Here is a 25,510-nt window from a genome sequence, read left to right as displayed (position 1 = left end):
GCTGATTCCGTAAACACTGCCTCTGCTCACGTCGTTCCTCCAGATGCTTTCGAGGGTTATGGCGGCGATTTGAGGATTTTCGGCAGTGCCTGGCAAAACTTTAGCGCTTCGGTTCAGGCATTGCACCAAAGGCAGAAAAAACGCTACGGACGGATTTGCGCGGTGCGCTTCAGGTGTCGATCAGCTGCAGGCCGATCGAGGTGACATTGGTCGGCCGTGTTGCGGCAACGCCACTGGCGGCGATCTGCGCCTCGGCTCGCGCAAGGCGACGCGCCACAGTGGAAATGAGGCGCTGGCGGAAGTGCTCCATGCATTCTTCGGAGGCCAGTGACAAGGCGGCCGGCGAGATTTCGAGATAGCGCGTCAGGCTCAGAGTCACCACGCTCGCATGCTGGCGGTGTTCGACTTCGTCCAGATACGCGGTTTCGCCGAAGGATTCGCCCGCCCCCAGCGTAGACACCACGCGCCCGGCGATGGATAACTCGACTTCACCTTCGAGGACAATGCCAAAACGCTGGTCATCGCTGCCTTCACGCATCAGCTGGGTCAGCGGATCGACCATGCGCCAGACCGCAAAGCGCACCACTTCCCAGATCTCGACATCGTCGAACTCGGTAAAGAAGCTGAGTTTGCGTACGGCGGCGAATCGGGACGCGTCATGCGTGCGCATGTTCTCGTCGAGAATCTTGTAGCGCACCGCGGTGAGGTCCTTGGCGAACTCGGCGCCATTCTTGTAGCGCGAGTAGAGATCCTTTTCGAGCGCCTTGCGGATCACCCCGTCCATCGCCTCCGGCACTTCGGGATTGAGCTGGCTGGCCGAGGGCGGATCGGTGTTGATGATCTTGTAGACCAGCTGGGCCGGATTCTTGGCGCGGTACGGCAAGCGCCCAGTGAGCAGGTGAAACAGCACGATGCCCAGCGAGTACAGATCGGTCTTCTGGTTGAGTGGATAGCTCTTGATCTGCTCGGGCGACATATAGGCCGGCGAGCCGACGCCCATGATGAAGGTCGAGTCCTGGTCGCTCTTTTTGTTCACGTTCATCGCCAGGCCGAAGTCCGTGATCTTCACGTTGTCGTGCTCGTCGATGAGGATGTTGGCCGGTTTGATGTCGCGGTGGATGATGCCTTGCTTGTACGCGTAATCGAGCGCCATGCAGCACTTGAAGACAATGCTCACCGTGCGATGCAGCGGCAGCATCTTGTCGAAGCTACAGTATTCCTCCAGCGACTTGCCGCCGAAGTACTCCATCACGATATAGGCCTGCTCTTCCTCGATCACCGCTTCGAAGATCTTGATGATGTTGGGGTGATCGAGCTTGCGTGCGACGCCCTCTTCCGCGCGCAGCAGTTTGAGCAGGCGGCGGTTCCACTTGGCCTCGTCCTTGTTCTTGTCGCGAAAGGAGATCAGCTTGAGCGCAACCGGCTCCGGGTAGAACGGGTTCTCGGCCAGATACACGGTCGCCGTCGCGCCCTTGCCCAGCTCGCGCAAGATGCGGTATTTGCCAATCTTCTCTGGGGTTGTGGCCATGGAATATGTGTATCTGGGGACGGTGCGAACAGCTAGGACTGCGTATTGAAACGTTTTTCAGGCTTCGATTGCAGTGTAATCCGTACTTTGTACGAAGATTGACAAAAAATGTCTCAGATTCACTTGAAATCCTTGTGCCCGACCCCACTGTCAGGTCCTGACTACTTTTTCGAGGATACTTCATGCAGGACGTACAGGATTCGGCTAGCCCGCAAGAACCGACAGATGGCGCCCCCGAGGGTGCTGACGTGGCAGCCAACAGCACAGAATCTCACACGGACAGCCTCCCCGGCCTTGAAGCGCAACTCCGTCAGCTCGAATTGCAAGCGCAGGAACACCACGATGCCTGGCTGCGTGCCAAGGCCGAGACCGAGAACGTGCGTCGCCGCGCCGCTGAAGACGTCAGCAAGGCCGCCAAATTCGCCATTGAAAAGTTCGCCGCTGAGCTGCTGGTCGTCAAGGACGGCCTGGAGCAAACCCTGTCGGTCGAGGGCGCCACGCCTGAAGCGCTGCGCGAAGGTGTCGAACTGACCCTGCGCAACCTGGGCAAGGCCTTCGACAAGAGCGGCCTGCAAGAAGTGAATCCGCAAGGCGAGAAGTTCGATCCGCACAAGCACCAGGCGATCAGCTCGATTCCTTCGGAGCAGCCTGCCAATACCGTGGTCCAGGTGTTCCAGAAGGGTTACACGCTTGAAGGCCGCGTGCTGCGTCCGGCCCTGGTGGCTGTGTCCAACGGCAGCGCTGCATAAAAGCGCGGCAGCGGGAACTTGAAATTCCGCCAAACACCCCTACTTGCGTTACAGGTATGAATCAGGGCGCGACCGCGTTGCGCCACAAAAAATCTAGGAGTTTTGAAAATGGCAAAGATCATCGGGATTGACCTCGGTACCACCAACAGCTGTGTCGCCATCATGGAAGGCGGCGTGCCCAAGGTCATCGAGAATTCGGAAGGTGCGCGCACCACGCCCTCCATCATCGCGTACATGGAAGATGGCGAGATCCTCTGCGGCGCACCGGCCAAGCGTCAGGCCGTGACCAATGCCAAGAACACGCTGTACGCCGTCAAGCGCCTGATCGGCCGCCGCTTCGAAGAGAAGGAAGTGCAGAAGGACATCAACCTGATGCCCTACACCATCAGCAAGGCCGACAACGGCGACGCCTGGGTTGAAGTGCGCGGCAAGAAGATGGCGCCGCCGCAAATCTCCGCCGAAGTGCTGCGCAAGATGAAGAAGACCGCTGAAGACTACCTCGGTGAAGAAGTCACCGAAGCGGTCATCACCGTGCCGGCTTACTTCAACGACAGCCAGCGTCAAGCGACCAAGGATGCCGGCCGCATCGCCGGTCTGGACGTCAAGCGCATCATCAACGAGCCGACCGCGGCGGCACTGGCTTTCGGCCTCGACAAGGTTGGCAAGAAGGACCAGAAGATCGCCGTGTTCGACCTCGGCGGCGGCACCTTCGACATCTCCATCATCGAAATTGCCGATGTGGATGGCGACAAGCAATTCGAAGTGCTGGCCACCAATGGCGACACCTTCCTCGGTGGTGAAGACTTCGACCAACGCCTGATCGACCACATCGTCGAAGAGTTCAAGAAGATCAACGGCGTGGACCTCTCGAAGGACGCCATCGCCCTGCAACGTATCAAGGCAGCGGCTGAACGCGCCAAGATCGAGCTCTCCTCGGGTCAGCAAACCGAAATCAACGAGCCCTACATCACCATGGCCAACGGCGCTCCGGTGCATTTGACCATGAAGATCACGCGCGCCAAGTTCGAGTCGCTGGTTGACGAGCTGGTCAACGCCACCATCGAGCCCTGCCGCAAGGCCATCAAGGACGCCGGCCTGTCGGTGTCGGACATCGACGACGTGATCCTCGTTGGCGGCCAGACGCGCATGCCCAAGGTGCAGGAGAAGGTCAAAGAATTCTTCGGCAAGGAGCCGCGCAAGGACGTGAACCCTGACGAAGCCGTTGCCGTCGGCGCCGCTGTGCAAGGTGGCGTGCTGCAAGGCGACGTGAAGGACGTGCTGCTGCTCGACGTCTCGCCGCTGACCCTTGGCATCGAAACCCTGGGTGGCGTGATGACGCCGATGATCAAGCGCAACACCACGATCCCGACCAAGCACTCGCAAGTGTTCTCGACCGCGGACGACAACCAGCCGGCAGTGACCATCAAGGTCTATCAAGGTGAGCGCGAAATGGCCGCTGGCAACAAAATGCTCGGTGAGTTCAACCTCGAAGGCATCCCGCCGGCACCGCGTGGCACGCCGCAGATCGAAGTCTCCTTCGACGTGGACGCCAACGGCATCCTGCACGTGAAGGCCGCTGACAAGGCGACCGGCAAGGAAAACAAGATCACCATCAAGGCCAACTCCGGTCTGTCGGAAGACGAGATCCAGAAGATGGTGAACGATGCCGCTGCGCATGCCGAGGAAGACAAGCGCCAGAAGGAACTGATCGACGCGCGCAACCAAGCCGAAGCCCTGGTGCACACGACGAAGAAGGCGCTCACCGAACACGGCGACAAGATCGCTGCCGACGAGAAGGCCAAGATCGAAACCGCGCTCAAGGAAACCGAAGAGGTGCTCAAGAGCAATGACAAGGCCGAGATCGAAGCCAAGGCGCAAGCGCTGGCCACCGTCTCGCAAAAGCTGGGTGAAGCGATGTACGCGCAGAACGCTGGCGACGGTGCCCAAGCTGCCGCTGCTGGCGCCAGCAAGCCGGCCGATGACAACGTGGTCGATGCCGAATTCACCGAGGTGAAGGACGCCAAGTAAGCGGCAAGCCGCAAGCCGCGCCGCAGTGCGAGGGTGGGCATCAGGCCGCAAAACGGTCTGATGCCCGCTGTCGTATGATGGGGCGGCTGATTTGTGATGGATCTGAAGATTGCCTCCAGCCTAACCGTGCGTAGCTGCCCCAGCAGATCACGTGCAAAATTTGAAGTGTGAGATATGGCCAAGCGGGATTTTTACGAAGTACTCGGCGTCAGCAAGGATGCCTCGGATGAGGACATCAAGAAGTCCTATCGCAAGCTGGCGATGAAATACCATCCGGACCGCAATCCGGATAACAAGGAAGCCGAAGACAAATTCAAGGAAGCCAAGGAAGCCTACGAAGTGCTCTCCGACGGCAACAAGCGCGCGGCGTATGACCGTCACGGCCATGCCGGTGTCGACCCCTCCGCCGGTGGCGGCGGCTTTGGCGGCGCCCAGGGCTTCGGCGATTTCGGCGATGCCTTTGGCGGCATCTTTGACGAGATCTTCGGCGGTCGTGGCGGCGGCGGTGGTGGCCAACGCGTCTATCGCGGCGCCGACCTGCGCTACAACCTCGAAATCACCCTCGAAGAAGCCGCGCGCGGCGTGGACAAGACGATCCGCATTCCAGTCATGGAATCCTGCGGCACCTGCCACGGCTCGGGCGCCAAGCCCGGCACCCAGCCCAAGACCTGCCCGACCTGCGGCGGTGCCGGCCAGGTGCGCATACAACAAGGTTTCTTCTCGGTGCAGCAGACCTGCCCGAAGTGTCATGGCGCCGGCCGCATCATCACCGACCCTTGCCACGACTGTCATGGCGCCGGTCGCGTCAAGAAGCAGAAGACCCTGGAAGTGAAGATTCCCGCCGGTATCGACGAAGGCATGCGCCTGCGTCACTCCGGTCACGGCGAAGCGGGCGTCAATGGCGGCCCGGCTGGCGATCTCTATGTCGAGATCCACATCAAGCAGCATGCGGTGTTCGAGCGCGAAGGCGACGACCTGCACTGCGAGATGCCGATCAGCTTTGCCACCGCAGCGCTGGGTGGCGAAATCTCGATCCCGACGCTGGACGGCGCCGCCAATATCAAGATTCCCGCTGAAACGCAGACCGGCAAGGTGTTCCGCCTGCGTGGCAAGGGCATCAAGAACCTGCGCAGCCACCAGACCGGCGACCTGCACTGCCATGTCGTCGTCGAGACGCCGGTCAAGCTGACCGAACGTCAGCGCGAGCTGCTGCGTGAGTTTGAAGTGATCAGCCAGGGTGAAGGCGACAGGCAAAACCCCAAGGCCAAGGGCTGGATGGACAAGGTGCGCGACTTTTTCGCTGACTGAGTTCGCAACTGAGTTCGCAACTGAACAGGTAACTGAGTTATCGCCTGCTTAGCACGCTGACATAAGATACGCGGCAAGGCCGCAGGAGCAAGCATGACTTGCAGCCTGCGGCCTTTTTTCATGTACGGATCCTTGGCGGCGACGGATTGCTACTAGGCCTGCGTGTTGAAACGCTCGCTATCGATTTCGGCGAACGTGGCCTGGTTGTAACGCTCACCAGCAATGTGACGTGGATGGATCATGCTGTCGAGCTGCGCCACCGTCGCTGCGTCCAGTTGCAGACGGTAAGCGCCCAGATTTTCTTCAAGGTGGGCAATGCTGCGTGTGCCGGGAATCATCAGCATTTCGGGTTTGCTGGCGAGAAGCCACGCCAGTGCAAGCTGGGCCGGCGTGCCGCCGAGCTCGGCGGCAAGGCTGCGGAAGGCCGGCAAGAGCTGCAGATTACGCACGTAGTTGTCCGGTTCGAAGCGCGGCATCGACAGACGGATATCGCCCGCTTCGAGCTGCTTCTGCGGATTGACCAGCTGCCCGCCGAGAAAGCCGCGCGCCAGCGGACTGAAGGCAACGAAGGCCACACCCAGCTCGCAACAGGCCTCCAGTACCGCGATCTCCGGCTCGCGTGACCACAGCGAATACTCGCTTTGCAGGGCCGTGACCGGATGCACCGCGTGCGCGCGGCGCAGCGTTACTGCCGATACTTCGGACAAGCCGATGCCGCGGATCTTGCCGGCCTGCACCAGGTCGGCCAGTGCGCCGACGCTCTCCTCGATCGGTACCGCGAAGTCGAGGCGATGCAGGTAGTACAGATCAATGACATCGGTCTGCAAGCGCTGCAAGGCAGCATCGCAAGTGGCCTTGATGGTCGCCGGCCGACCGTCGATCACCCGCTTGCCATTGACGCCGGTCATGCCGCATTTGCTGGCCAGCACAAAGCGCTGGCGATGGCCCTTGAGTGCGCGCCCAAGCAGGCTTTCATTGGCGCCAAAACCGTAAAGCGCAGCGGTGTCGAGGAAGTCCACACCGCAATCGAGCGCGCGCAGCAGCAGGCGCGTCGCTTCAGCCTCGTCCACAGGATGGCCATACGCATGGCTGAGGTTCATGCAGCCCAAACCGATGGCGGAGACGGTGAAGGGGCCGAGCTTGCGGGTCTGCATCCTGTTGAGTCCTTGTTGGTGTGTGCGGCGTTCAGGCCAATGTTTTTTCCAGTTCGCCCAGCACGCGATAACAATCGAGCACCTGAGCAACCGAGGCATTCGGCTGGCGTCCTTCGCGAATGGCGGCGATGAACTCGCGGTCTTGCAGCTCGATGCCGTTCATCGACACATCGACGGCCGAGACATCGATCTTTTCATCCTTGCCGGTGAAGAGATCGTCGTAGCGCGCGATGTAGGTGCCGGTGTCACCAATGTAGCGGAAGAAGGTGCCCAGCGGCCCATCGTTGTTGAAGGACAGCGAGAGCGTGCAGATTGCACCATTGGCGGCCTTGAGCTGGATCGACATATCCATCGCGATGCCCAGCTCGGGATGGATCGGTCCCTGGATCGCATTGGCCTGCACGATGGGACTGCCGCACTGGTAGGCGAAGAGATCCACGGTATGCGCGGCATGGTGCCACAGCAGATGATCGGTCCAGCTGCGCGCCTGACCGAGCGCATTGATGTTGCTGCGGCGGAAGAAATAAGTCTGCACGTCCATCTGTTGAATCTTGAATTGCCCCGCGGTGATCCGCTGATGCACCCATTGATGACTGGGATTGAAGCGCCGCGTGTGACCGACCATGGCGACCAGATTGCTGGCTTGCTGGCTGGCGGCGAGTACCGCTTGCGCGTCGCGCCAGCTGTCAGACAGCGGAATCTCGACCTGTACATGCTTACCCGCGCGCAGGCATTGCAGGGTCTGCTCGGCGTGCAACTGCGTCGGCGTGCACAGGATCACCGCATCCACCTCGGCGAGCGCGAGGCTATCGGCAAGCTCGCTGGCGATGTGCGGAATGCCGTACTTGTCGGCGACTTCCTGTGTGGCGTCGAGGCGGCGCCCGACCAGCGAGACCACTTCGACGCCAGCGATATTGCGCAAGGCATCGAGATGCTTGATGCCAAAGGCGCCGGCACCGGCCAGGGCGATCTTGATGGTAGATGACATATCAATTCTCCAGAATGAGATGGCCGACGGCCGTATTGGAAGCCGGGACATGGTAGAAACGGTGCCGGACCCGAGGCGCAGCGCCACCGCTCACGTCAGCCATGGCGCCGCGCGCAATCAGCCACATCACCAGTTCGATGCCTTCCGAACCCGCTTCACGTACATAATCGATGTGAGGAACCTGCGCTGCGGCGCCGGGGTTTGCGATGAGCGCGTCGAGCCAGGCATTGTCCCACTCACGATTGATCAGGCCGGCGCGCGCGCCTTGCAGCTGGTGGCTCATGCCACCGGTGCCCCAGATCTGCACAGTGAGATCTTCATCAAAGGATTCGACCGCTTTGCGGATCGCCTGACCGAGCTGGAAACAACGCCTGCCCGAGGGCACCGGGTATTGCACGACGTTGACCGCCAAGGGAATCACCTTGCAGGGCCAGGCTTGCGGCTGACCAAACATCAGTGACAGCGGCACGGTCAGTCCGTGATCGACCTCCATACGATTGACCAGCGTCAGGTCAAAATCGTCCTGGATCACCGATTGCGCGATATGCGCGGCCAGAACCGGATGGCCCTCGACATCGGGCACCGGTCGCGGCCCCCAGCCTTCGTCAGCGACCTTGTAGTGGGCTGCGGTGCCCAGCGCGAAGGTCGGGATCAGATCGAGCGAAAAGGCCGTGGCGTGATCGTTGTAGACCAGAAAAATGACATCGGGTTTCTGCTCGGCAATCCATTGTTTGCTGAATTCGTAACCAGCGAACACCGGCTTCCAATAGTCTTCCTCAGTCTTGCCCAGATCGAGTGCCGCGCCGATGGCGGGAACATGCGATGTATAGACGGATGCGGTGATGCGTGCCATTTACGCCGCCCCCTTCTGCGCCGCGCTGCCTTGCGGCTGACGATGCGCTTGAGCATCGCCCTGCTCACCGAGATAACGGTTGCCCTCGGCTGAGCGACCACCGCTGATCATCATGTTGCGGTACTCCGTTTCGCTCATGCCGGTCATGCTGCCGGCCATCTGCTGAAAGCTCTTGCCATCGGTCGCACCGATCTTGGCCAGAAAATAGATGTTGCCGCCGGTACGCATGCACCAGTTCAAATCGCGCGCCAGCACCGCCTGTTTCTGCTCCTCGCTCATCGGCCATTCGTCCAGATAGGCGCGTTCATCGGCCTTGAAGCGGACGCGATTTTCGGCCTTCATCAAGGACATGCAGAACTGGTTGAGCCAATAGCCCAGACGCGATTGGTCGGCATCGAAGATGATGGTGCCGGGAACATCCTGATAAGGCTTTTCGAGTGGCATGCTTGTCTCCTTGAGGTGCGGCGTGTGGCCTGTTGCCAGATCGCCAACATGCTGGCTAAGCCAGTCTTGCTGAAGCACATTAAACCTCCTCCGGCCAGTAAAGGCGCATAGGGTTATCCACGAGCAAGCTCTGCTGTAGCGCGGCAGTCGGGGCAATGTGCGGGATGAAATCGACCAGCAAGCCGTCGTCAGGCATGTGGTCCTTGAGGTTGGGGTGTGGCCAGTCGGTGCCCCACAAAACACGATCAGGAAACGCTTCGACGACGCGCCGCGCGAACGGCACCACGTCGCGATAGGCCGCTTGCTCGCCGCCCAGTGCACGCGGCCCGGCGACCGAGAGTCGCTCCGGGCAGCTGACCTTGCTCCACACGTTCGGATGTTCGCGCATGAACTTGAGGAACAGCGCGAACTCCGGCCCGTCGATAGGCTTGCTGACATCAGGCCGGCCCATGTGATCGACCACCACGATGGTCGGCAGCGCAGTGAAGAAGTCCCACAGCTCGGGCAGATCCACGGCTTCAAAGTAGATCACCACGTGCCAGCCGAGCCTGGCAATCCGGTTGGCAATTTCCAGCAACTCGTCCTTGGGCGTGAAGTCGACCAGGCGCTTGACGAAATTGAAGCGTACGCCGCGCACCCCTGCGTCGTGCAGCGTCTGCAGTTCCTCATCCGTGACGCTGCGTTTGACGGTCGCCACGCCGCGCGCCCTGCCCTGCGCCGCCCGACAGGCATCGACCAAGGCCCGGTTATCAGCACCGTGACAGGTCGCTTGCACGATCACGTTGCGAGCAAAACCCAAATGATCGCGCAAGGCAAACAGCTGGTGCTTGCTGGCATCGCAGGGCGTGTATTTGCGCTCCGGAGCATAGGGAAACTCCGCGCCCGGACCAAATACATGGCAATGCGCATCGACGCTGCCCGGCGGCAGCTGGAAACCTGGCTTGCTGGGTGCGCTATACCAGTCCAGCCAGCCGGCAGTTTTCTCGAAGTGGCCTGTAGTGGGTTTGCTCATGGCGCCCTCAATCGATGTAGCGCAAGCCGGCTTTTGCCAGTGGCTCACGCATCTTGTACATGTCGAGACCCAGCACACCGCTGGCCAGCCGGGCGCGCTTTTCGCCTTCGTTGGCTTCGCGCGCGCGCGCAGCGTCCAGCGTCGCAACCGCCATCGCGCGCGGCACGCAGACCACGCCATCGTCATCCGCGACGACGACATCACCGGGATTCACCCAGGCGCCTGCGCAGACCAGCGGAACGTTCACCGAGCCGAGCGTGGCCTTGATCGTGCCCTTGCTCGAAATGGCTTTGCTCCACACCGGGAAGGCCATCTCTGCCAGCGTTTTCACGTCGCGCACGCCAGCGTCAATCACCAAGCCACGGGCGCCGCGCGCCTGGAAGCTCGTCGCCAGCAGATCGCCAAAGTAGCCATCGGTACACTCGGCGGTGACCGCCGCGATGACAATGTCACCCGGCTGGATCTGTTCAGCCGCGACATGCATCATCCAGTTGTCCCCCGGCTGCAGCAGCACCGTGACAGCCGTACCGGACACCTGCGCGCCGCTGTAGATCGGCCGCATATAGGGCTTCATCAGGCCGACGCGGCCCATCGCCTCGTGCACCGTGGCCGAGCCGAAAGCCGCCAGCGCATCGGCCGTGCTGCGCTCGCAGCGCTGGATATTGCGATACACCACACCCAGTTCGTACATGCTTGTACTCCTCACAATCCCTTTGATTTCAGCACCGCATCCAGACGCGGATAGACGCGCCGTGCATTGCCTTCGTAGATCGCGTGCCGCTCCTCAGCAGTGAGCGCTGCGCTTTCGATGTAACGCTTGGTGTCGTCGTAGTAGTGCCCGGTTTGCGGATCGATGCCACGTACGGCGCCAATCATCTCGGAGGCGAACAGCACGTTCTTCACCGGAATCACGCGGGTTAGCAGATCAATGCCCGGCTGGTGATAGACGCAGGTATCGAAGAAGATGTTGTTGAGCAGGTGCTCGTCGAGCAGCGGCTTCTTGAGCTCCTGCGCGAGCCCCCGGTAACGGCCCCAGTGGTAAGGCGCGGCACCGCCGCCGTGCGGGATGACAAAGCGCAGGCTCGGGAAGTCCTTGAACAGATCGCCCTGGATCAGCTGCATCACCGCCGTGGTGTCGGCATTGATGTAGTGCGCGCCGGTGGTGTGGAAGCAGGCATTGCAGCTGGTCGACACATGGATCATCGCGGGGATGTCGTACTCGACCATCTTTTCGTAGATCGGATACCAATGCCGGTCGGTCAGCGGCGGGCTGGTCCAGTGCCCGCCGGACGGGTCCGGGTTGAGGTTGATGCCGACAAAGCCGAAGTCCTTGACGCAGCGCTCAAGCTCCGCGATGCAGGTTTTCGGATCCACGCCCGGGCTTTGCGGCAGCATCGCCGCTCCGATGAAGTGCTCCGGGAACAGCTCGGCAACGCGATAGCACAGCTCGTTGCAGATCGCCGACCAGGTCGCGGAAGTCTGGTAGTCGCCGATGTGATGTGCCATGAAACTGGCGCGCGGACTGAAGATGGTGAGATCGGCGCCGCGCTCCTTCATCAAGCGCAGCTGGTTCTGCTCGATGCTCTCGCGCAACTCGTCGTCGCTGATCTGCAACTCAGCTACCGAAGGTGTCAGCGAGGCATCCTTGAGCCCGGCAATCTGACGATTACGCCAGGCTTCCAGCGACTTCGGCGCGGTAGTGTAATGACCGTGGATATCGATGATCATGATGTTCTGTCGGAGTAATGAGACATGTTGTTGTGCGGATCGGTCCTGCGCAGCTCAGTGCGCATTCAAGCCCTCACCGAGCGCGATGGGGCTCAAGCCGGCATTGCCTTGCTGGCTTGGTACCGGCTCGGCACGTTGCTTGATCACCAGGGCCAGCGCGGCCAATGCGCCGGCGATGGCGATGACCGAGAACACGGCGCTCAGCGGCAACTGGCGTTGTGCCAGGATGCCGACCAGGAAGGAGCCGGCAATCCCGCCGAAGCGACCGATACCGAGCATCCATGCCACGCCACTGGCGCGCCCGGTCGTCGGGTAGAAACTCGCAGCCAGCACGCCCATGGAGGACTGCGCAGTGTTCATGAATACGCCGGCCGCCAGTACCACGAGGACCAGTAAGGCAGTCTGTCCGCTGACCTGACCGATCAGGAATACCGATAGCGCGGTAATGCCATAGAAAATCGCCACCACCCGATTGGCATTGTGTCTATCCATCAACCAGCCACTCAACAAAGCGCCTATGCCGCCCAGCGGGAACAGCGCGGTGATCAATGTGGCTTGTGCAGCAGGCATGCCGGTGTCCTTGAGCAGCAGCGGCATCCAGTTGATCAGCGCGTAGAAGATGACCAGGCCCATGAAGTAGGCAATCCACAGCATCACCGTGCCGAGCAGATAGCTGCGCGACAGCACCAGCCCGAGTCCGCCCTGCTTCGCTGAGGCAGGCGCAGCTTCCGCCTGCACGAACTCGGCGTCCGCAGGAAGGCTGGCCGAGACCTTGCGCAGCACAGCGCGGATACGCTCTGCCGCGAAGCCGCGTGTGACCATGTAGCGAACCGATTCAGGCATGGCCAGCAGCAAGAAAACAAGGAGTAGCAAGGGTGTAACACCGCCGAGACCAAACACGCTGCGCCAGCCCCAATGCGGAATCATCCAGGCCGCCAGGAAGCCGCCCAGCGCTGCGCCGAGCGGAAAGCCACAGAACATGGCATTGATCAGCAGGCTGCGGCGCTGCGTGGGGACGAACTCACTCATCAAGGTAATTGCATTCGGCATGGCTGCGCCCAGACCGAGACCCGTGATGAAGCGCAGGACAGCCAGCTCGTCCAGCGAACTTGCTGTCGCAGAAACCAGGCAGGCCCCGCCGAACAGCGCGACCGAGGCACAGATCAGGCGTTTGCGACCAAAGCGATCCGCCAGCGGCCCCGCCATCAATGCGCCAAACGACAGACCGAACAAGGCTGCGCTGAGTACCGGTGACAAAGCCGCCTTGCTGATGCCCCACTCGCCGATCAAGGACGGAGCGACATAACCGATGGCAGCGGTATCAAAGCCATCGAGCAACATGATGACAAAACAAAAGGCGAACAGTCGCCACTGGAAATTCGATACCGGATGCGCGTCGAGGAACTGCTGTACATCAAGCTTGCTGTTGTGGGTCATGATGTGTCTCCTGGGGTTGGGGGCAGACATGCGCCTGCCTGGGGCCAGCAACGACGGCTGCTCTGCGGCAGCTCAGCGTGACCGGCTTGTATGCGTTCTCAGGTCAGCGTTTCAGGCCTCCTCGCCAAAATCGAGCGGCAAGCCGACATAGTTCTCGGCAATCGAGCGCGCGGCAGCTTCGGAGTGCAGCACGTACTCCAGCTCGGCCTCCTGGAAGCGCGAGCTGATCGGGCCGTCTTCCGGGAAGCTGTGCATCAGCGAGGTGAACCACCAGGAGAAGCGCTCGGCTTTCCAGATTCGTCGCAAACAGCGCTCGGAGTACGTATCAATGCCCTCGAGGCTGCCTTGTTGGTAGTACTCGATGAAGGCGTTCGACAGATACTTGACGTCGGTCGCCGCCAGATTGAGTCCCTTGGCGCCCGTCGGCGGCACGATGTGGCCTGCGTCGCCAGCGAGGAAGAGGCTGCCGAAACGCAAGGGCTCGGAGACAAAGGAGCGCAGCGGAGCAATGCTCTTCTCCAGTGACGGGCCGGTGATCAGACGCTCGCGTCCCTCATCGTCCAGCCGCAGACGCAGCTCCTGCCAGAATGCCTCGTCACTCCAGTTTTCAATGCGTTCGGTCAGTGGCACCTGCAGGTAGTAGCGGCTGCGCGTGCGGCTGCGCTGCGAACAGAGCGCAAATCCGCGCGGGCTGTTGACGTAGATGAGCTCGTCGGAAACCGGCGGCGTGTCAGACAGCAAACCCAGCCAGCCGAAGGGATAGACTTTCTCGTATTCGCGAATCACATTGCGCGGAATGCTGGCGCGGCTGACGCCATGAAAGCCATCGCACCCGGCGATGAAATCGCAGGCCAGCTGATGAGATTGGCCCTGATACGCAAAGCTCACGTGCGGATGCGTGCCTGCGATATCGTGCAAAGCCACATCGCTGGCTTCGTAGATCGTCGGCAAGCCGCTGGCCTGGCGTGCTTCCATCAGATCCCGGGTCAGCTCGGTCTGGCCGTAGACCATGACTTTCTTGCCGCCGGTGAGCTGCTTCATGTCGATGCGGTGGCGGCGTCCTTCCCACAGCATCTCGAAGCCTTCATGCACCAGGCCTTCGCGATGCATGCGCTCACCCACCCCCGCCTCATCGAGCAAATCGACACTCACCTGCTCCAGCACGCCGGCGCGGATGCGCCCCAGCACATAGGCGGGTGCTTGCCGCTCGATAATGACGTTATCAATACCGGCTTTATAGAGAAGCTGGCCCAACAACAATCCTGCGGGCCCGGCACCGATGATCGCCACCTGGGTGCGCTTGGGGATACTCACGTCCATACATCTGTCTCCTGATATTGGTTTTTTGTTTGTCGCCGCGCTAGGCGTCCGGCCAGCTTGAGTCGGGGACCATGACTTCGCCGCGCATGATCAGACGTGCGGTACGCAACAAGGCAGCGCGCCGCACGTGCTGCGGATCGTCAGGATCAAGTTCGAGTTCGACCGAGAATTCGCCACTGGGATGCTCGACCGACACGCTGCGCGTACGCCCGCTTTGCGGGCGCGCAACAGCGGCGGCTACTGATCCTTCAAGCACGCAGGCTGTCGCGACAGTCACGGCCGCCAGCACGCCAATGGCATCGTGGCAAACGTGTGGAATGAAGCTGCGTGTGCTGATCGTGCCGCCCGCCGCCGGAGGGCCGACCAGGGTCATCTTCGGGTAGTTCTTGCTGCTTACATCCCCCAGACCCATGGCGTGACCGCAGGCGATACGCAGCCGTTCGATGCGCGCCTTGAGTGTTTCGTCGGCATTCAGCTCAGCGACGCTTTCATCACCGCGCTTGCCAAGATCTGTTGCGCGCAGGATCACCAGGGGCATGCCGTTGTCGATACAGGTCACGCGCAAGCCGTCGATCTCGTCGAGCACCCGGCCTGTCGGCAAGAGGCCCGAGCACACCGAGCCAGCGGTGTCGAGAAAGTTGATGGTGATCGGTGCCGAGTGACCCGGCACGCCGTCGATGCGGGCAGGCCCTGCGTAGTTCATCCTGCCCTGCGGGGTGTGCACGGTGATGTCGCACTGCATGGCGGTGTTGAGGGTCAGCACGCGGTAGGTGCTGTACTCGCCCTGTGGCAGCAACATGCCGCACTCCAGCGCAAAGGGAACCACGGCAGCCAGCATGTTGCCGCAATTGGGGGTGGTGTCGACGCTGTCTTTTTCTGGTTGCAACTGGGCAAACAGGAAGTCCAGATCGACGCCCGGCATCTTGCCCGGACGCACGATGCCAACCTTGCTGGTGAGCGGATGTGCGCCGCCCAGACCATCGATCTGGCGCTTGTCCGGCGAGCCGAGTGCTGCCAGCAGGACGCGATCACGCGTCGCCACATCGGCGGGCAGATCGGCTTCGCGGAAGAACGGACCACGCGAGGTACCGCCGCGCATGAAGCAGCAGGGAATGGCGATCTGCCCACCACGCGAAGCTTTGCGCAAGGTAGATGCAGGGCGTTCGGTGACGAGTTGGTCCATGCAGCCTCCGGAATCAATGGGCTCATTCTGGTGGGCGTGTCATGCCTGACCAAGGGGATCCGCGCACTAGTTGCTATATCAACTTGCTATAGCTCAGCGAGACAGCTCGGCCTCGCCTCCGAGCTTTTCGCGCAGTTCGCTCATCAGTCCGGCCAGCACTTCACGACTGCGTCGCAGCAAGGGCGTCGGATGTTTTCGACTTGGCACGGCCAGGCACAGCGTGCTGCACAAATCGTGTTCAGACAGTGGATGAAACGAGAAGGCATGCTGCTGGCCATTGGCGGCCAGCGCTGAACGTGTGAGCACGGCATAGCCGTAACCGGCACTTACCAGACTGAGGATTGATGGCACGCTGGACACTTCAAGCCGCACCTCAGGCTTGAGCCCTGCCTGTGCCAGACGGGTTTCGAGCAGGCGGCGCAAGACATGAGCACGTTCGGGCAGCACCAAAGGCAGCTCGACCAGCTGCGACAGCGGAATTTCAGCGCCGGCCGGACTCCGGTAATCGATTGGCGCGACCAGGCCCAGGCGCTCGCGCATCACCGGCGCGATATCGATGGCCGGATTGGCCTCAGGCGAATGCAGCAAGGCCAGGTCGACGCGCGCGCTGGCCAGCCATTCCACCAGATGTGTGGTGAGCCCTTCAACAATGCTCAAACGCGCCTTGGGCAGCTCGCGCTGAAACGCCTCGACCAGGGGCACGGCCAGCATACGGCCAAGACTCGGTGGCAGGCCGATGACCACCTGCCCTACCGGCTCGTCGCGCTGGGCTGCAATCTCTTCCCCCATGTTGCTGACGGCTTGCAGGATGTCGGCGGCGCGTTCGTAGAGCAGGCGCCCCATCTCGGTGAGCGTGACCCCACGGCCATTGCGCAGCAACAAGGTGGTGCGCAGATCCGCCTCCAGCAAGCGCACCTGACGCGACAGCGCCGGCTGCGCGACATCCAGTACCACGGCCGCCTTGCTGAAGCTGCCCAGCTCTGCCACGCGGATGAAGTACTCCAGCTGATGCAGATTCATGCCCATTCCTTCACGGTGATTCAGAGCTGAAGGTGCCTGTACAGCACGCCTGGGCCTGTACAGGAAGAAGCATGAACAAGCGTTTCTGGAACAAGGTTCTGTGCTCTTTGTACTGAATCGCTCCGGGTGATCCAGACACGGCAGCATCATTGAATGTATACAAATTTGCGTTAATGAGGGAAAACCCGGCTTATTTTTTGGCTTGAACGGCAACTAATGTATACACACAACAAGGAGACATGATCATGCCCCAGACTTTTCCGCTCAATGCCTGGTACGCCGCTGCGTATGACATTGAGGTCCGTCGTGCGCTGATGCCGCGCACCATCTGCAACAAGAAACTGGTTTTCTACCGCCGCAGCGATGACAGCGTGGTGGCGCTGGAAGATGCGTGCTGGCATCGCATGCTGCCGCTTTCGATGGGCCATCTGGATGGTGATAACGTCGTCTGCGGCTATCACGGTCTGATCTACAACTCCGCGGGCCGCTGCGTGCACATGCCCTCGCAGGAAACCCTCAATCCCTCGGCCTGCGTGCGTGCCTACCCGGTGGTTGAAAAGCACCGTTTCATCTGGATCTGGCTGGGCAATCCCGCCTTGGCTGATCCCGCCAAAGTGCCCGATCTGCACTGGAACCAGGACCCGGAATGGGTTGGCGACGGCAAGGTTATTCATGCCAAATGCGATTACCGCCTGGTCATCGACAACCTCATGGATCTGACCCACGAGACCTTTGTGCACGGCTCCAGCATTGGGCAGCGCGCGGTGGCCGAGGCGCCGTTCGAAGCCACCCACGACGAGCGCGAGGCCGTCGTCACGCGCTGGATGGCCGATGTCGATCCGCCGCCGTTCTGGGCCTATCAGCTGCACAAGAAGAATGGCAAGGTCGAGCGCTGTGATCGCTGGCAGATCGTTCACTTCGAGGCTCCCTGCACGGTAGCCATCGATGTCGGCGTTGCGCCCTCTGGCACCGGTGCGCCGGAAGGCGACCGCTCGCAAGGCGTCAACGGCTACGTGCTCAACACCATCACGCCGGAAACCGACACCACTTGCCATTACTTCTGGGCCTTCTGCCGCAACTACAACCTGCACGACCAAGGCCTGACGCAATGGCTGCGCGAGAGCGTGACGCGCGTGTTCGGCGAAGATGAAGTGGTGGTCGAAGCGCAGCAACGTGCGATTCTCGATTACCCGGACCGCGAGTTCTACAACCTCAACATCGATGCCGGTGCGATGTGGGCACGACGCCAGATTGATCGCATGATTGCGGCGGAAAGCAAGGACAGCGCGCCGATCATTCCGATTCGCAGCGTGACGCGATGAACAAACGCCAAGACGCAATCCAGGAGCTAGCGGCTGACACACAGATCCGCAGCTTCCCGCTCGAAGCCACAAGCAATCAAACCGAGCGCGCCGTTCAAGGCGTTCGCGAAATGATCCTGCGTGGCGAGCTGCAGGCAGGCGAACGCCTGACCGAGTTATCACTGGTGGCACGTCTGCAAGTGTCACGCACGCCGATCCGTTCGGCGCTGCTGCGCCTGACCGAAGAAGGGCTTCTGGAGCCCGCTTCGGCGACCGGCTTCGTGGTGCGCAGTTTCAGCGAAGACGAGGTTTTCGATTCGATTGAAATTCGTGGCACGCTGGAAGGCCTGGCGGCGCGGCGCGCGGCTGAACGGGGGGTGAGCCCTGAGTTGCAGGCACAGATGCGTCAATGTCTGGCGCAGATTGAGAGTCTGCTCGCCGAGAGCAGCCCCGGCGGCACACATCTGTCTCGCTACGCAGCGCTGAATGGGCGATTTCATGCCCTCATCATGGCCGCAGCAGACAGCGCGATGCTCGACAACACACTCGACAAGATCCTCAACCTGCCCTTCGCCTCGCCTTCGGCATTCGTCGAGGTGCAATCGCATCTACCCGGCTCGCTGGAGATACTGCGTCAGGCCCAGGCGCAGCACTGGGACATTCTCGACGCCTTACTCAGCCGCTCCTCGGCCCGTGCCGAACCTCTGATGCGTGAGCACGCCCGCAGTGCACGCAAGAATCTCGAACTGGTGCTCGCCGACCAAACCGCCCGGCAGCAGATGCACGGCGCGTCGCTGATCCGCAGCACCCCGACACAAGGACAATGAAGATGAACAACAGCCCGCAGTGGTACACCGCCACACTGGTGCACACCGAAGATCTGAGTCCCAGCATCCGCCTCTTTGAACTGGCAGTGGAAGGTGGTGCGCGCGCCTGGACACCCGGCGCGCACATCCAGGTGCGCGTTGTCGTCGATGGACGCGAAGAGCTTCGTCATTACTCGCTGATCGAGCTCGGGCGTAACGATGGCAGCTATCGCATCGCGGTCAAGAAAATCGAATCGGGTATGGGCGGCTCGCGCTACATGTGGTCGCTGCAAGCGGGTGACAGTCTCGTCATCTCCGCGCCGCGCAACCAGTTTGAACTGGGCTTTACTGCTCCCGCCTGTACCCTCGTTGCAGGCGGGGTCGGCATCACGCCGATTGTTAGCATGGCGCATTTTCTGGCGACACAAGGCAAGGCGGTGCGCCTGTATTACGCGGTGCGTAGTGAGGCCGAGGCGGTGTTCGCGCAAGCGCTGCGGCAATGGCTGGGCGAGAGACTCGAGCTCTATATCAGCGATCTCGGTCAGCGCATGGATCTGAACGCAATTGCGGCCAGCACACCCAAGGACGCCGAACTGTACGTCTGTGGCCCCATCACCATGCTGGAAGCAGCGCGCAGCGCGTGGCAAAAGGCAGGCCGATCACTGGGGCAACTCCGCTACGAAACCTTTGCCAGCAGTGGTCACTACGCCAATGCGCCATTCACCGTCAGCATTCCGCGCCTGGGCCTGACACTGGACGTTCCCGCCCATCAAACCCTGCTCGCTGCGCTGGAGCACGCCGGCGTGGATGTCATGGCCGACTGTCGCCGTGGTGAATGCGGCCTGTGCGCGCTTGATGTGCTGGGCTGCGATGCGCCCATCGATCACCGCGACGTATTCCTGAGCGAGAAGCAGAAGGCAGAGAATCGCAGCCTCTGCGCCTGTGTCTCACGGCCCGCACACGGCCATCTTCGTATCGACACGGCCTATCGTGGCAGCAGGCGCCAGGCCGCCTGAGCTGGCGCAACATCCCCTTCTGGACGGAGATCGCCATGCCCCATCGCAACTCGACAGCGCAGCTTCCACCCAAGGCGCTCGGTCAGCGCGAAGCCGCTCACGCATACCACTGGGTATCGCGCGAGATTGCGCGGCTTTCCGCCGAGCGCGATGCGGCGCGGCTGTGGGCGCTTGGCGCTTTGAGGGATGGCGACGAGCTATTCGTCAATCTCGCTTATGCCGAAGGAATGCCTTGCCGCCGCCCGCCATCACAAGGCGGCATGCTGCTGAGCTTGCGCGCTCGCAGCACGCATGCGGAAGGCCCCGCCAATCAGCAGGAATGCATGCTGGCGCACTTCTGGCGCTGGTTTGATTACGGCTTGGCACGACAGGATCTGGACCGTCTTGCCCGCGCCGTGCAAAACGCTCATCTGCAAATTCTGCGCGGATTGCCCACGGGCCTCAGTGAAGATGAGGCCTGCTATGCCTTGGCGTGCCTGGCAACGGGCCTGCATCGTGCGCGCACACGGATCGGTCTCGACGGCTTGACGCCGGCCCTGCAGCAGGCGGCCTATCTTTTCTGGCTGGAGAATTGGCGCCGGACACAGGGCACGGACCCGGCGGTGGAACACGCTTTGCCGGATTTTCAGGCGCTTCTGAATCGCGTGGAGATCACCGAGTCCTGTGCCACGCCACCAGACAGGCAAACCTCTGGGACCCGCTTGAGCGACTATCTGGACCGTCAGCTCGCGCGCTTGCTATGGCCACTTGGACGCCAGCTATTACTACCGGTACAAGGTCTGCCCGCTAGCGACAGCGGCAATCCGCTGGCTGCCTGGCTGCGCAGTCATAGCAAGCGCCTGGGTGACAGCCTGCAGATGCGCATGCCGTGTGCATGCCTGTTTGAGCCGCCGCGACGTTCGCGTAAGGAGCAAGCCGCGCTGCTCAGCTGAACAGCGCGACCTGTCATGACTTGGCGTCATGGTTTCTGCATGCGATAAGCCAGCTGGGCGCGCGACATGCCCAGCAGACGAGCGGCTGCGGCAAGATTACCCTGGGTGTGCGCAACCGCTTCCTCGACCACGCGCTGCTCGAACATTTCCAGCGACATACCCTGACCATCTTGCCCCCGGTGCTTGAGCAACAGCTCTAGAAAGCTCAGATTGCCCTCCCCGCCCTCCGCCGCGCTCATCACGGCGTCGGCCGCATTGTCCAGCGCGCCATCCTGACCGACTGAATACAGCGCGTCGAGCGCCACCTGTTCACTGCGGAAGATATGGGTGATGTCGATCAGCCCGCCATCCTCGGCCGCGATCACCCCACGCTCGACGAGATTCTGCAGCTCGCGCACATTGCCTGGATAGGCGTAGTTGAGCAGCGCACGTACCGTGCGAGGCGTAAAGCCAGCTAGCTGACGACCATGACGCTGGCAATAGCGGCGCAGAAAATAGCTCAGTAGCAAGGGGATGTCGTCACGGCGCTCGCGCAAAGGCGGCAGATGGATCGGATAGACATTCAGACGGAAGAACAGATCGTCGCGGAAATGACGGAGCTTGACCGCCTCCTGCAGATCGACATTGGTGGCGGCGATCACACGCACATCGACCTTGATTTCACGCGCGCCACCAACGCGCTCGATGACACCCTCCTGCAAGGCACGCAACAGCTTTCCCTGCGACACCATGCTCAGGGTGCCGATTTCGTCGAGAAACAAAGTGCCACCATCTGCGCGTTCGAAACGGCCCGGCCGCGACACCGTGGCGCCGGTGAAGGCGCCGCGATCCACACCAAACAATTCAGACTCGATCAGCGTCTCGGGAATCGCCGCGCAATTGACCGAGACAAAGGGTTTGCTGGCGCGATTGCTGATCTCGTGCAACATGCTGGCGAACAGCTCTTTGCCGACCCCTGACTCACCGGTGAACAACACCGTCGCCTGCGTTGGTGCGACGCGCCTGAGCATGTGGCACGCGGCATTGAACGCAGCCGATACGCCGACCATCTGCGTACGTCCATCCGTGCCGGGATCACTCGCTGCAGGCAGCTCGGCCGCCTGCGCTGGCGAGCGCAGCGAAGCTGAAAATACCTCACTGCTGACGAAACTCTCGGCGCTCAGGTTGCGTAGATCCTCCTCGACATCGGCCCACTCTTCAGCCGGTTTGCCGACCACACGACACACACGGCTGCCAGCGGCGCGGCACTCCACTTCGCGAAACACGATCAGCTTGCCGAACAGGGTGCTGACATAGCCGATGGCGTAACCGGTCAGATTCCAGCAGGCCGGCTCATTGCCGATGCCGTAGGCCGCCACGTGCTCGTCCACCTCGCAGGAGTTATGCCATAGAAATTCGCCGTAATAGCTGCTGCGTTGCGCATCGACTTCCAGACGCACCATCTCGACCTTGACCATCCCCTCGATCGCATGCAGTCGCGTACCGGCCATGAACTGCGACAAAGCATCTGCAGCCGGCCAGTGCTCGCGCACCAGCTCAGCGTCACGCGCTCCGGCCGCATAGCCGACACGCGTCAGCAGTCCACGCGCACGCGCCAAGCCCAGGGTGGCGATCAATTCCTTGCGGATCACGCCAAGCGTGCTGTTGCGCATCAGCACCATGCGTTGATCGTTGAGCCAGATGCGCCCATCGCCGGGTGAAAAAAACAGACATTCGGTGATGTCGCGCAGGCTCGGCGATTCATCACTCTGCTCCCTGTGGCGGGCTGCCAGGACCGCACCGGTTTCACGCGACACGTCCGCCAGGGAAACACGCTTCTCGCTCACACAGCTCTCCAAAGTGAATTCATGAAATTCGTAAGTGCATTGATACACGTCAATGCGAACTTTAAAAATCAGCACTTCCCCTTGCGCGCGTTTTCGTGCTGCACCGCGAGATCTGATCTGCCCCATGCAGCGCAATGCCGCAGCCAGCTTCGCGAAGCAAAGAAGTGCAGTGCAACACAGCGAACCCGAGGCCGGTGTGGCACAGCGATTGCGATATGAGGACACAAGTTGCAAGACCATAACCACAACAGGAGATACTCATGCTGCAAGAAAAGACACTGCATCTGCTCAACCCGGAGCAATGGAAGGGCAAGATCTTCAACGGCCAGTGGGTGGCCGCATCGGGTGGCATCTTGCCGGTACACGAACCAGCAAGCGGAGACTTGCTCGCAGAAGTGGGCCAGGCCTCGGCGGCTGACGTCACCGCAGCGGTCCGCAAGGCAGAGATTGCACAGAAGCAGTGGGCCAACACGGCGCCACGCGAACGTGCCGCGATCTTTCGTCGTGCTGCGCAGCTGCTCGAAGCGCATTTCGATGAAATGACGCGCTGGGTGGTGCGTGAGACCGGCGGGATCATTCCCAAAGGCCAGCTGGAGATCCGCGAAACCATCGAGATTTTCAATCTCGCCGCCGGCATGCAGCACGATATCCAGGGCCATGTTCTGCCGAGTACGACAGGCCGCATGAGCTATGCTAAACGCATTCCACACGGCATCGTCGGTGTGATCTCGCCGTTCAACGTACCGATGGTCTTGTCGATGCGCGCCGTCGGCCCGGCACTGGCCGCTGGTAATGCGGTATTGCTCAAACCGGACCCGCAGACGCCAATTTGCGGTGGCTTGATCATTGCCACGATCCTGCAAGAAGCCGGCTTGCCCGAAGGTGTGCTGCACGTTCTGCCCGGCGGCGCTGAACCCGGTAGCGCGCTGTGTGATGCGCCCGAAGTCAGGATGATCGCTTTCACCGGCTCCACCGCTGTCGGTCGCATGATTGCCGAGAAAGCTGGCAAGCAGCTCAAGAAGGTGTCTCTGGAGCTGGGCGGCAAGAGCCCGCTGATCATTCTCGATGATGCCGATCTTGATATCGCTGCGAGCAATGCCGCTTGGGGTGCCTTCCTCCATCAAGGTCAGATCTGCATGGCCTCGGGCCGCATCCTGGTCCATCAGCGCATCGCCGCTGAATTCACGCGACGACTCGCCGAGAAGGCTAGCCATCTGCCGGTCGGCAATCCGCTGACCGAGCAGGTCGCACTCGGCCCGCTGATCAGCGAACGCCAGCGCGATCGCGCCCACGCCATCATTCACGACAGTATCAAGGCGGGTGCCAAGCTCGAAGCCGGTGGTACCTATGAGCGCCTGTTCTACAAGCCGACTGTGCTGTCGAATGTCAAACCGGGCATGCGTGTCTATCACGAAGAGGTCTTTGGCCCCTGCGCCAGCATCATCAGCTTTGCTGACGATGATGAAGCGATCAGCATCGCCAACGATACCGAGTACGGTCTGTCCGCCGGCATTATCACCGCCGATGTCGGTCGCGCGATGCGCCTGGGCGAGCGGATCGATTCAGGCATGCTGCATATCAACGACCAGACCGTGAACGACGAAGTCTGCAACCCCTTTGGCGGACGTGGTTGTTCGGGTAATGGCGGCAATATCGGCGGCACCACGCAATGGGAGAACTTCACCCAGCTGCGTTGGGTGACCGTGCAAACAGCCGCCCACCCCTACCCTTTTTAAGCGGGGGCGCTGATGCAGATCAAAGCTGCCGTTGCGCGTGACCGTGGGTGCGCGCTAAGCCTGGAAAGCCTGGAGCTCGAAGCACCACGCGACACTGAAATTCTGGTGCGCGTGGTGGCAACAGGCGTCTGCCACACCGACATGGTGGTCCGCGATGGCCTGCTGCCCACACCCATGCCCGTAGTGCTCGGGCATGAGGGTGCGGGCGTGGTGGAGCGCGTCGGTGCCGCGGTGACCAAGGTGGCGCCGGGCGATCATGTGGTGATGAGCTTCAACTCCTGTGGGCACTGCCCGAGTTGCGAGGAACACGAGCCCGCCTACTGCCACGAGTTCTTTCCGCGCAATTTCTTTGCCACGCGTGAAGACGGCAGCAGCGCGCTGAGCCAGCACGGGGAATGCGTCCACGGCAACTTCTTTGGCCAGTCCTCCTTCGCAACTTACGCACTGTGTCATCAACGCAATGTCGTGAAGGTATCGAAGGACGCCGATCTGAAACTGCTGGGGCCTCTCGCTTGCGGCATCCAGACCGGTGCGGGAGCCGTCATCAACGCGCTGAAAGTGAAACCGGGCAAGCGCTTTGTGGTGTTTGGCGCAGGCTCGGTCGGACTCTCTGCCCTGATGGCCGCCAAGGCCATCGGCGCAAGTGTCATTGCCGCGGTCGACACTCAGGATTCACGTCTGGAATTCGCACGCAGCATTGGCGCGACCCATACCTTCAACCCGCAGCGTGACGACGTGGTCAAGGCTTTGACCGAAATCAGCGGCTACGGCTTTGACTACGCGCTCGACACAACAGGCATTGCAGCGGTGATTCGCAATGCCGTGTTGAGTCTCGCGCCACGCGGCGCCTGCGGGATTCTGGGCGCCTCGGCAATGGGCACCGAGCTGAGTCTGGACGAGGTGCATTTCATGAGCGGCGGGCGGCGGCTGATCGGCATCGTTGAAGGTTCGGCCGATCCGGAGAAATTCATTCCGCAGCTGATCCAGATGCATCTGGCCGGCCAATTTCCTTTCGAACGGATGGTGCGCTTCTATCCCTTCGAACAGATCAACGAGGCTATCCACGATAGCGAGACAGGGAGAACGATCAAACCGATCCTGCTCATCAGCGCTTGAAACACAAAACTACAAAAGCATAAAC

22 protein-coding genes are annotated in these 25,510 nt (G+C 61.3%); 9 read left to right on the top strand and 13 right to left on the bottom strand.

The annotated features are described in order from the left end of the window. Nucleotides 1-169 precede the first annotated feature (169 nt). Nucleotides 170-1,528 (bottom strand): serine/threonine-protein kinase, encoded by a 1,359-nt coding sequence (locus ABDB84_RS12705; protein WP_345920114.1) that lies wholly within the window; start codon nt 1,526-1,528, stop codon nt 170-172. 182 nt (nt 1,529-1,710) lie between these two features. On the opposite strand from ABDB84_RS12705, the gene grpE reads away from it, so the two are divergent. The 3 genes from grpE (at nt 1,711) to dnaJ (ending at nt 5,613) form a co-directional block, all read left to right on the top strand. After that, the gene (grpE, locus tag ABDB84_RS12700) at nt 1,711-2,277 is read left to right on the top strand and encodes a nucleotide exchange factor GrpE (RefSeq protein ID WP_345920113.1); all 567 of its coding nucleotides are present in this window, start codon (nt 1,711-1,713) and stop codon (nt 2,275-2,277) included. 108 nt (nt 2,278-2,385) lie between these two features. Continuing rightward, entirely contained in the window at nt 2,386-4,305 is a 1,920-nt protein-coding gene (dnaK, locus tag ABDB84_RS12695; RefSeq protein WP_345920112.1) for a molecular chaperone DnaK, read from the top strand. Nucleotides 4,306-4,479: 174 nt separating this feature from the next. Beyond that, nucleotides 4,480-5,613, top strand: a complete 1,134-nt coding sequence (gene dnaJ, locus ABDB84_RS12690; protein WP_345920111.1) for a molecular chaperone DnaJ — start codon at nt 4,480-4,482, stop codon at nt 5,611-5,613. A 152-nt stretch (nt 5,614-5,765) separates the two neighbouring features. Here dnaJ and ABDB84_RS12685 read toward each other — a convergent pair whose 3' ends face one another. The 11 genes from ABDB84_RS12685 to ABDB84_RS12635 all read right to left on the bottom strand — a co-directional run bounded on the left by ABDB84_RS12685 (nt 5,766) and on the right by ABDB84_RS12635 (nt 16,752). Continuing rightward, entirely contained in the window at nt 5,766-6,767 is a 1,002-nt protein-coding gene (locus ABDB84_RS12685) for an aldo/keto reductase (RefSeq protein WP_345920110.1), read from the bottom strand. A gap of 31 nt (nt 6,768-6,798) precedes the next feature. Next, complete coding sequence (locus ABDB84_RS12680; protein ID WP_345920109.1) at nt 6,799-7,755, bottom strand: Gfo/Idh/MocA family oxidoreductase; 957 nt, start codon at nt 7,753-7,755, stop codon at nt 6,799-6,801. 1 nt (nt 7,756) lies between these two features. Further along, complete coding sequence (locus ABDB84_RS12675) at nt 7,757-8,608, bottom strand: class III extradiol dioxygenase subunit beta (protein WP_345920108.1); 852 nt, start codon at nt 8,606-8,608, stop codon at nt 7,757-7,759. Further along, entirely contained in the window at nt 8,609-9,052 is a 444-nt protein-coding gene (gene ligA / locus ABDB84_RS12670) for a protocatechuate 4,5-dioxygenase subunit alpha (protein WP_345920107.1), read from the bottom strand. It lies immediately after the preceding gene. Between the two features lie 79 nt (nt 9,053-9,131). After that, nucleotides 9,132-10,064, bottom strand: coding sequence for an amidohydrolase family protein (locus ABDB84_RS12665; protein ID WP_345920106.1), 933 nt, complete (start codon nt 10,062-10,064; stop codon nt 9,132-9,134). A gap of 7 nt (nt 10,065-10,071) precedes the next feature. Further along, nucleotides 10,072-10,755 carry a 4-carboxy-4-hydroxy-2-oxoadipate aldolase/oxaloacetate decarboxylase gene (gene ligK / locus ABDB84_RS12660; protein ID WP_345920105.1) on the bottom strand — a complete coding sequence of 228 codons (684 nt, stop codon included), beginning with the start codon at nt 10,753-10,755 and terminating at the stop codon, nt 10,072-10,074. Nucleotides 10,756-10,766: 11 nt separating this feature from the next. Further along, nucleotides 10,767-11,792: an amidohydrolase family protein gene (locus tag ABDB84_RS12655; protein WP_345920104.1), complete on the bottom strand. Its 1,026-nt coding sequence runs from the start codon at nt 11,790-11,792 to the stop codon at nt 10,767-10,769. Between the two features lie 54 nt (nt 11,793-11,846). Beyond that, nucleotides 11,847-13,229, bottom strand: a complete 1,383-nt coding sequence (locus tag ABDB84_RS12650; protein WP_345920103.1) for an MFS transporter — start codon at nt 13,227-13,229, stop codon at nt 11,847-11,849. A gap of 111 nt (nt 13,230-13,340) precedes the next feature. Continuing rightward, nucleotides 13,341-14,549 (bottom strand): 4-hydroxybenzoate 3-monooxygenase, encoded by a 1,209-nt coding sequence (pobA, locus tag ABDB84_RS12645; RefSeq protein ID WP_345920102.1) that lies wholly within the window; start codon nt 14,547-14,549, stop codon nt 13,341-13,343. A gap of 40 nt (nt 14,550-14,589) precedes the next feature. After that, nucleotides 14,590-15,732, bottom strand: a complete 1,143-nt coding sequence (locus tag ABDB84_RS12640; protein ID WP_345920101.1) for a 4-oxalomesaconate tautomerase — start codon at nt 15,730-15,732, stop codon at nt 14,590-14,592. Between the two features lie 93 nt (nt 15,733-15,825). Beyond that, nucleotides 15,826-16,752: a LysR family transcriptional regulator gene (locus ABDB84_RS12635; protein ID WP_345920100.1), complete on the bottom strand. Its 927-nt coding sequence runs from the start codon at nt 16,750-16,752 to the stop codon at nt 15,826-15,828. A gap of 245 nt (nt 16,753-16,997) precedes the next feature. Between ABDB84_RS12635 and ABDB84_RS12630 the strand changes: the two genes are divergently transcribed. The 4 genes from ABDB84_RS12630 to ABDB84_RS12615 are packed head-to-tail and all read left to right on the top strand — an operon-like array spanning nt 16,998 to nt 20,807. Continuing rightward, the gene (locus ABDB84_RS12630) at nt 16,998-18,074 is read left to right on the top strand and encodes an aromatic ring-hydroxylating dioxygenase subunit alpha (RefSeq protein ID WP_345920099.1); all 1,077 of its coding nucleotides are present in this window, start codon (nt 16,998-17,000) and stop codon (nt 18,072-18,074) included. Further along, on the top strand, nt 18,071-18,880 hold the full coding sequence (locus tag ABDB84_RS12625) for a GntR family transcriptional regulator (protein ID WP_345920098.1): 810 nt from the start codon (nt 18,071-18,073) through the stop codon (nt 18,878-18,880). Before ABDB84_RS12630 ends, ABDB84_RS12625 begins: the two co-directional genes overlap by 4 nt. Nucleotides 18,881-18,882: 2 nt before the next feature. Then, complete coding sequence (locus ABDB84_RS12620; protein ID WP_345920097.1) at nt 18,883-19,875, top strand: PDR/VanB family oxidoreductase; 993 nt, start codon at nt 18,883-18,885, stop codon at nt 19,873-19,875. Between the two features lie 35 nt (nt 19,876-19,910). Then, complete coding sequence (locus ABDB84_RS12615) at nt 19,911-20,807, top strand: hypothetical protein (protein ID WP_345920096.1); 897 nt, start codon at nt 19,911-19,913, stop codon at nt 20,805-20,807. Between the two features lie 26 nt (nt 20,808-20,833). On the opposite strand, the gene ABDB84_RS12610 is transcribed toward ABDB84_RS12615, so the two are convergent. Next, entirely contained in the window at nt 20,834-22,633 is a 1,800-nt protein-coding gene (locus ABDB84_RS12610) for a sigma 54-interacting transcriptional regulator (RefSeq protein WP_345920095.1), read from the bottom strand. 260 nt (nt 22,634-22,893) lie between these two features. On the opposite strand from ABDB84_RS12610, the gene ABDB84_RS12605 reads away from it, so the two are divergent. Together ABDB84_RS12605 and ABDB84_RS12600 are read left to right on the top strand one after the other, a co-directional pair. Then, nucleotides 22,894-24,369, top strand: coding sequence for a benzaldehyde dehydrogenase (locus ABDB84_RS12605; protein ID WP_345920094.1), 1,476 nt, complete (start codon nt 22,894-22,896; stop codon nt 24,367-24,369). Between the two features lie 12 nt (nt 24,370-24,381). Continuing rightward, complete coding sequence (locus tag ABDB84_RS12600) at nt 24,382-25,485, top strand: NAD(P)-dependent alcohol dehydrogenase (RefSeq protein ID WP_345920093.1); 1,104 nt, start codon at nt 24,382-24,384, stop codon at nt 25,483-25,485. The last annotated feature ends 25 nt before the right edge of the window (nt 25,486-25,510 follow it).

Source organism: Uliginosibacterium sediminicola (assembly GCF_039631295.1).
GTDB lineage: Bacteria > Pseudomonadota > Gammaproteobacteria > Burkholderiales > Rhodocyclaceae > Viridibacterium > Viridibacterium sediminicola.
Note: the sequence above shows the minus strand (reverse complement) of the source record. Positions and strands in the feature narration are given on the sequence as shown.

Bases quoted from the DNA above. Each gene is read 5' to 3' on its own strand.
- ABDB84_RS12640 (WP_345920101.1), bottom strand. From the start codon at position 15,732: ATGGACCAACTCGTCACCGAACGCCCTGCATCTACCTTGCGCAAAGCT.
- ligA (WP_345920107.1), bottom strand. From the start codon at position 9,052: ATGCCACTCGAAAAGCCTTATCAGGATGTTCCCGGCACCATCATCTTC.
- ABDB84_RS12630 (WP_345920099.1), top strand. From the start codon at position 16,998: ATGCCCCAGACTTTTCCGCTCAATGCCTGGTACGCCGCTGCGTATGAC.
- grpE (WP_345920113.1), top strand. From the start codon at position 1,711: ATGCAGGACGTACAGGATTCGGCTAGCCCGCAAGAACCGACAGATGGC.
- ABDB84_RS12620 (WP_345920097.1), top strand. From the start codon at position 18,883: ATGAACAACAGCCCGCAGTGGTACACCGCCACACTGGTGCACACCGAA.
- dnaK (WP_345920112.1), top strand. From the start codon at position 2,386: ATGGCAAAGATCATCGGGATTGACCTCGGTACCACCAACAGCTGTGTC.
- ABDB84_RS12655 (WP_345920104.1), bottom strand. From the start codon at position 11,792: ATGATCATCGATATCCACGGTCATTACACTACCGCGCCGAAGTCGCTG.
- ABDB84_RS12650 (WP_345920103.1), bottom strand. From the start codon at position 13,229: ATGACCCACAACAGCAAGCTTGATGTACAGCAGTTCCTCGACGCGCAT.
- ABDB84_RS12705 (WP_345920114.1), bottom strand. From the start codon at position 1,528: ATGGCCACAACCCCAGAGAAGATTGGCAAATACCGCATCTTGCGCGAG.
- ABDB84_RS12675 (WP_345920108.1), bottom strand. From the start codon at position 8,608: ATGGCACGCATCACCGCATCCGTCTATACATCGCATGTTCCCGCCATC.
- dnaJ (WP_345920111.1), top strand. From the start codon at position 4,480: ATGGCCAAGCGGGATTTTTACGAAGTACTCGGCGTCAGCAAGGATGCC.
- ABDB84_RS12680 (WP_345920109.1), bottom strand. From the start codon at position 7,755: ATGTCATCTACCATCAAGATCGCCCTGGCCGGTGCCGGCGCCTTTGGC.
- ABDB84_RS12635 (WP_345920100.1), bottom strand. From the start codon at position 16,752: ATGAATCTGCATCAGCTGGAGTACTTCATCCGCGTGGCAGAGCTGGGC.
- ABDB84_RS12685 (WP_345920110.1), bottom strand. From the start codon at position 6,767: ATGCAGACCCGCAAGCTCGGCCCCTTCACCGTCTCCGCCATCGGTTTG.
- pobA (WP_345920102.1), bottom strand. From the start codon at position 14,549: ATGGACGTGAGTATCCCCAAGCGCACCCAGGTGGCGATCATCGGTGCC.
- ABDB84_RS12605 (WP_345920094.1), top strand. From the start codon at position 22,894: ATGCTGCAAGAAAAGACACTGCATCTGCTCAACCCGGAGCAATGGAAG.
- ABDB84_RS12600 (WP_345920093.1), top strand. From the start codon at position 24,382: ATGCAGATCAAAGCTGCCGTTGCGCGTGACCGTGGGTGCGCGCTAAGC.
- ligK (WP_345920105.1), bottom strand. From the start codon at position 10,755: ATGTACGAACTGGGTGTGGTGTATCGCAATATCCAGCGCTGCGAGCGC.
- ABDB84_RS12665 (WP_345920106.1), bottom strand. From the start codon at position 10,064: ATGAGCAAACCCACTACAGGCCACTTCGAGAAAACTGCCGGCTGGCTG.
- ABDB84_RS12625 (WP_345920098.1), top strand. From the start codon at position 18,071: ATGAACAAACGCCAAGACGCAATCCAGGAGCTAGCGGCTGACACACAG.
- ABDB84_RS12615 (WP_345920096.1), top strand. From the start codon at position 19,911: ATGCCCCATCGCAACTCGACAGCGCAGCTTCCACCCAAGGCGCTCGGT.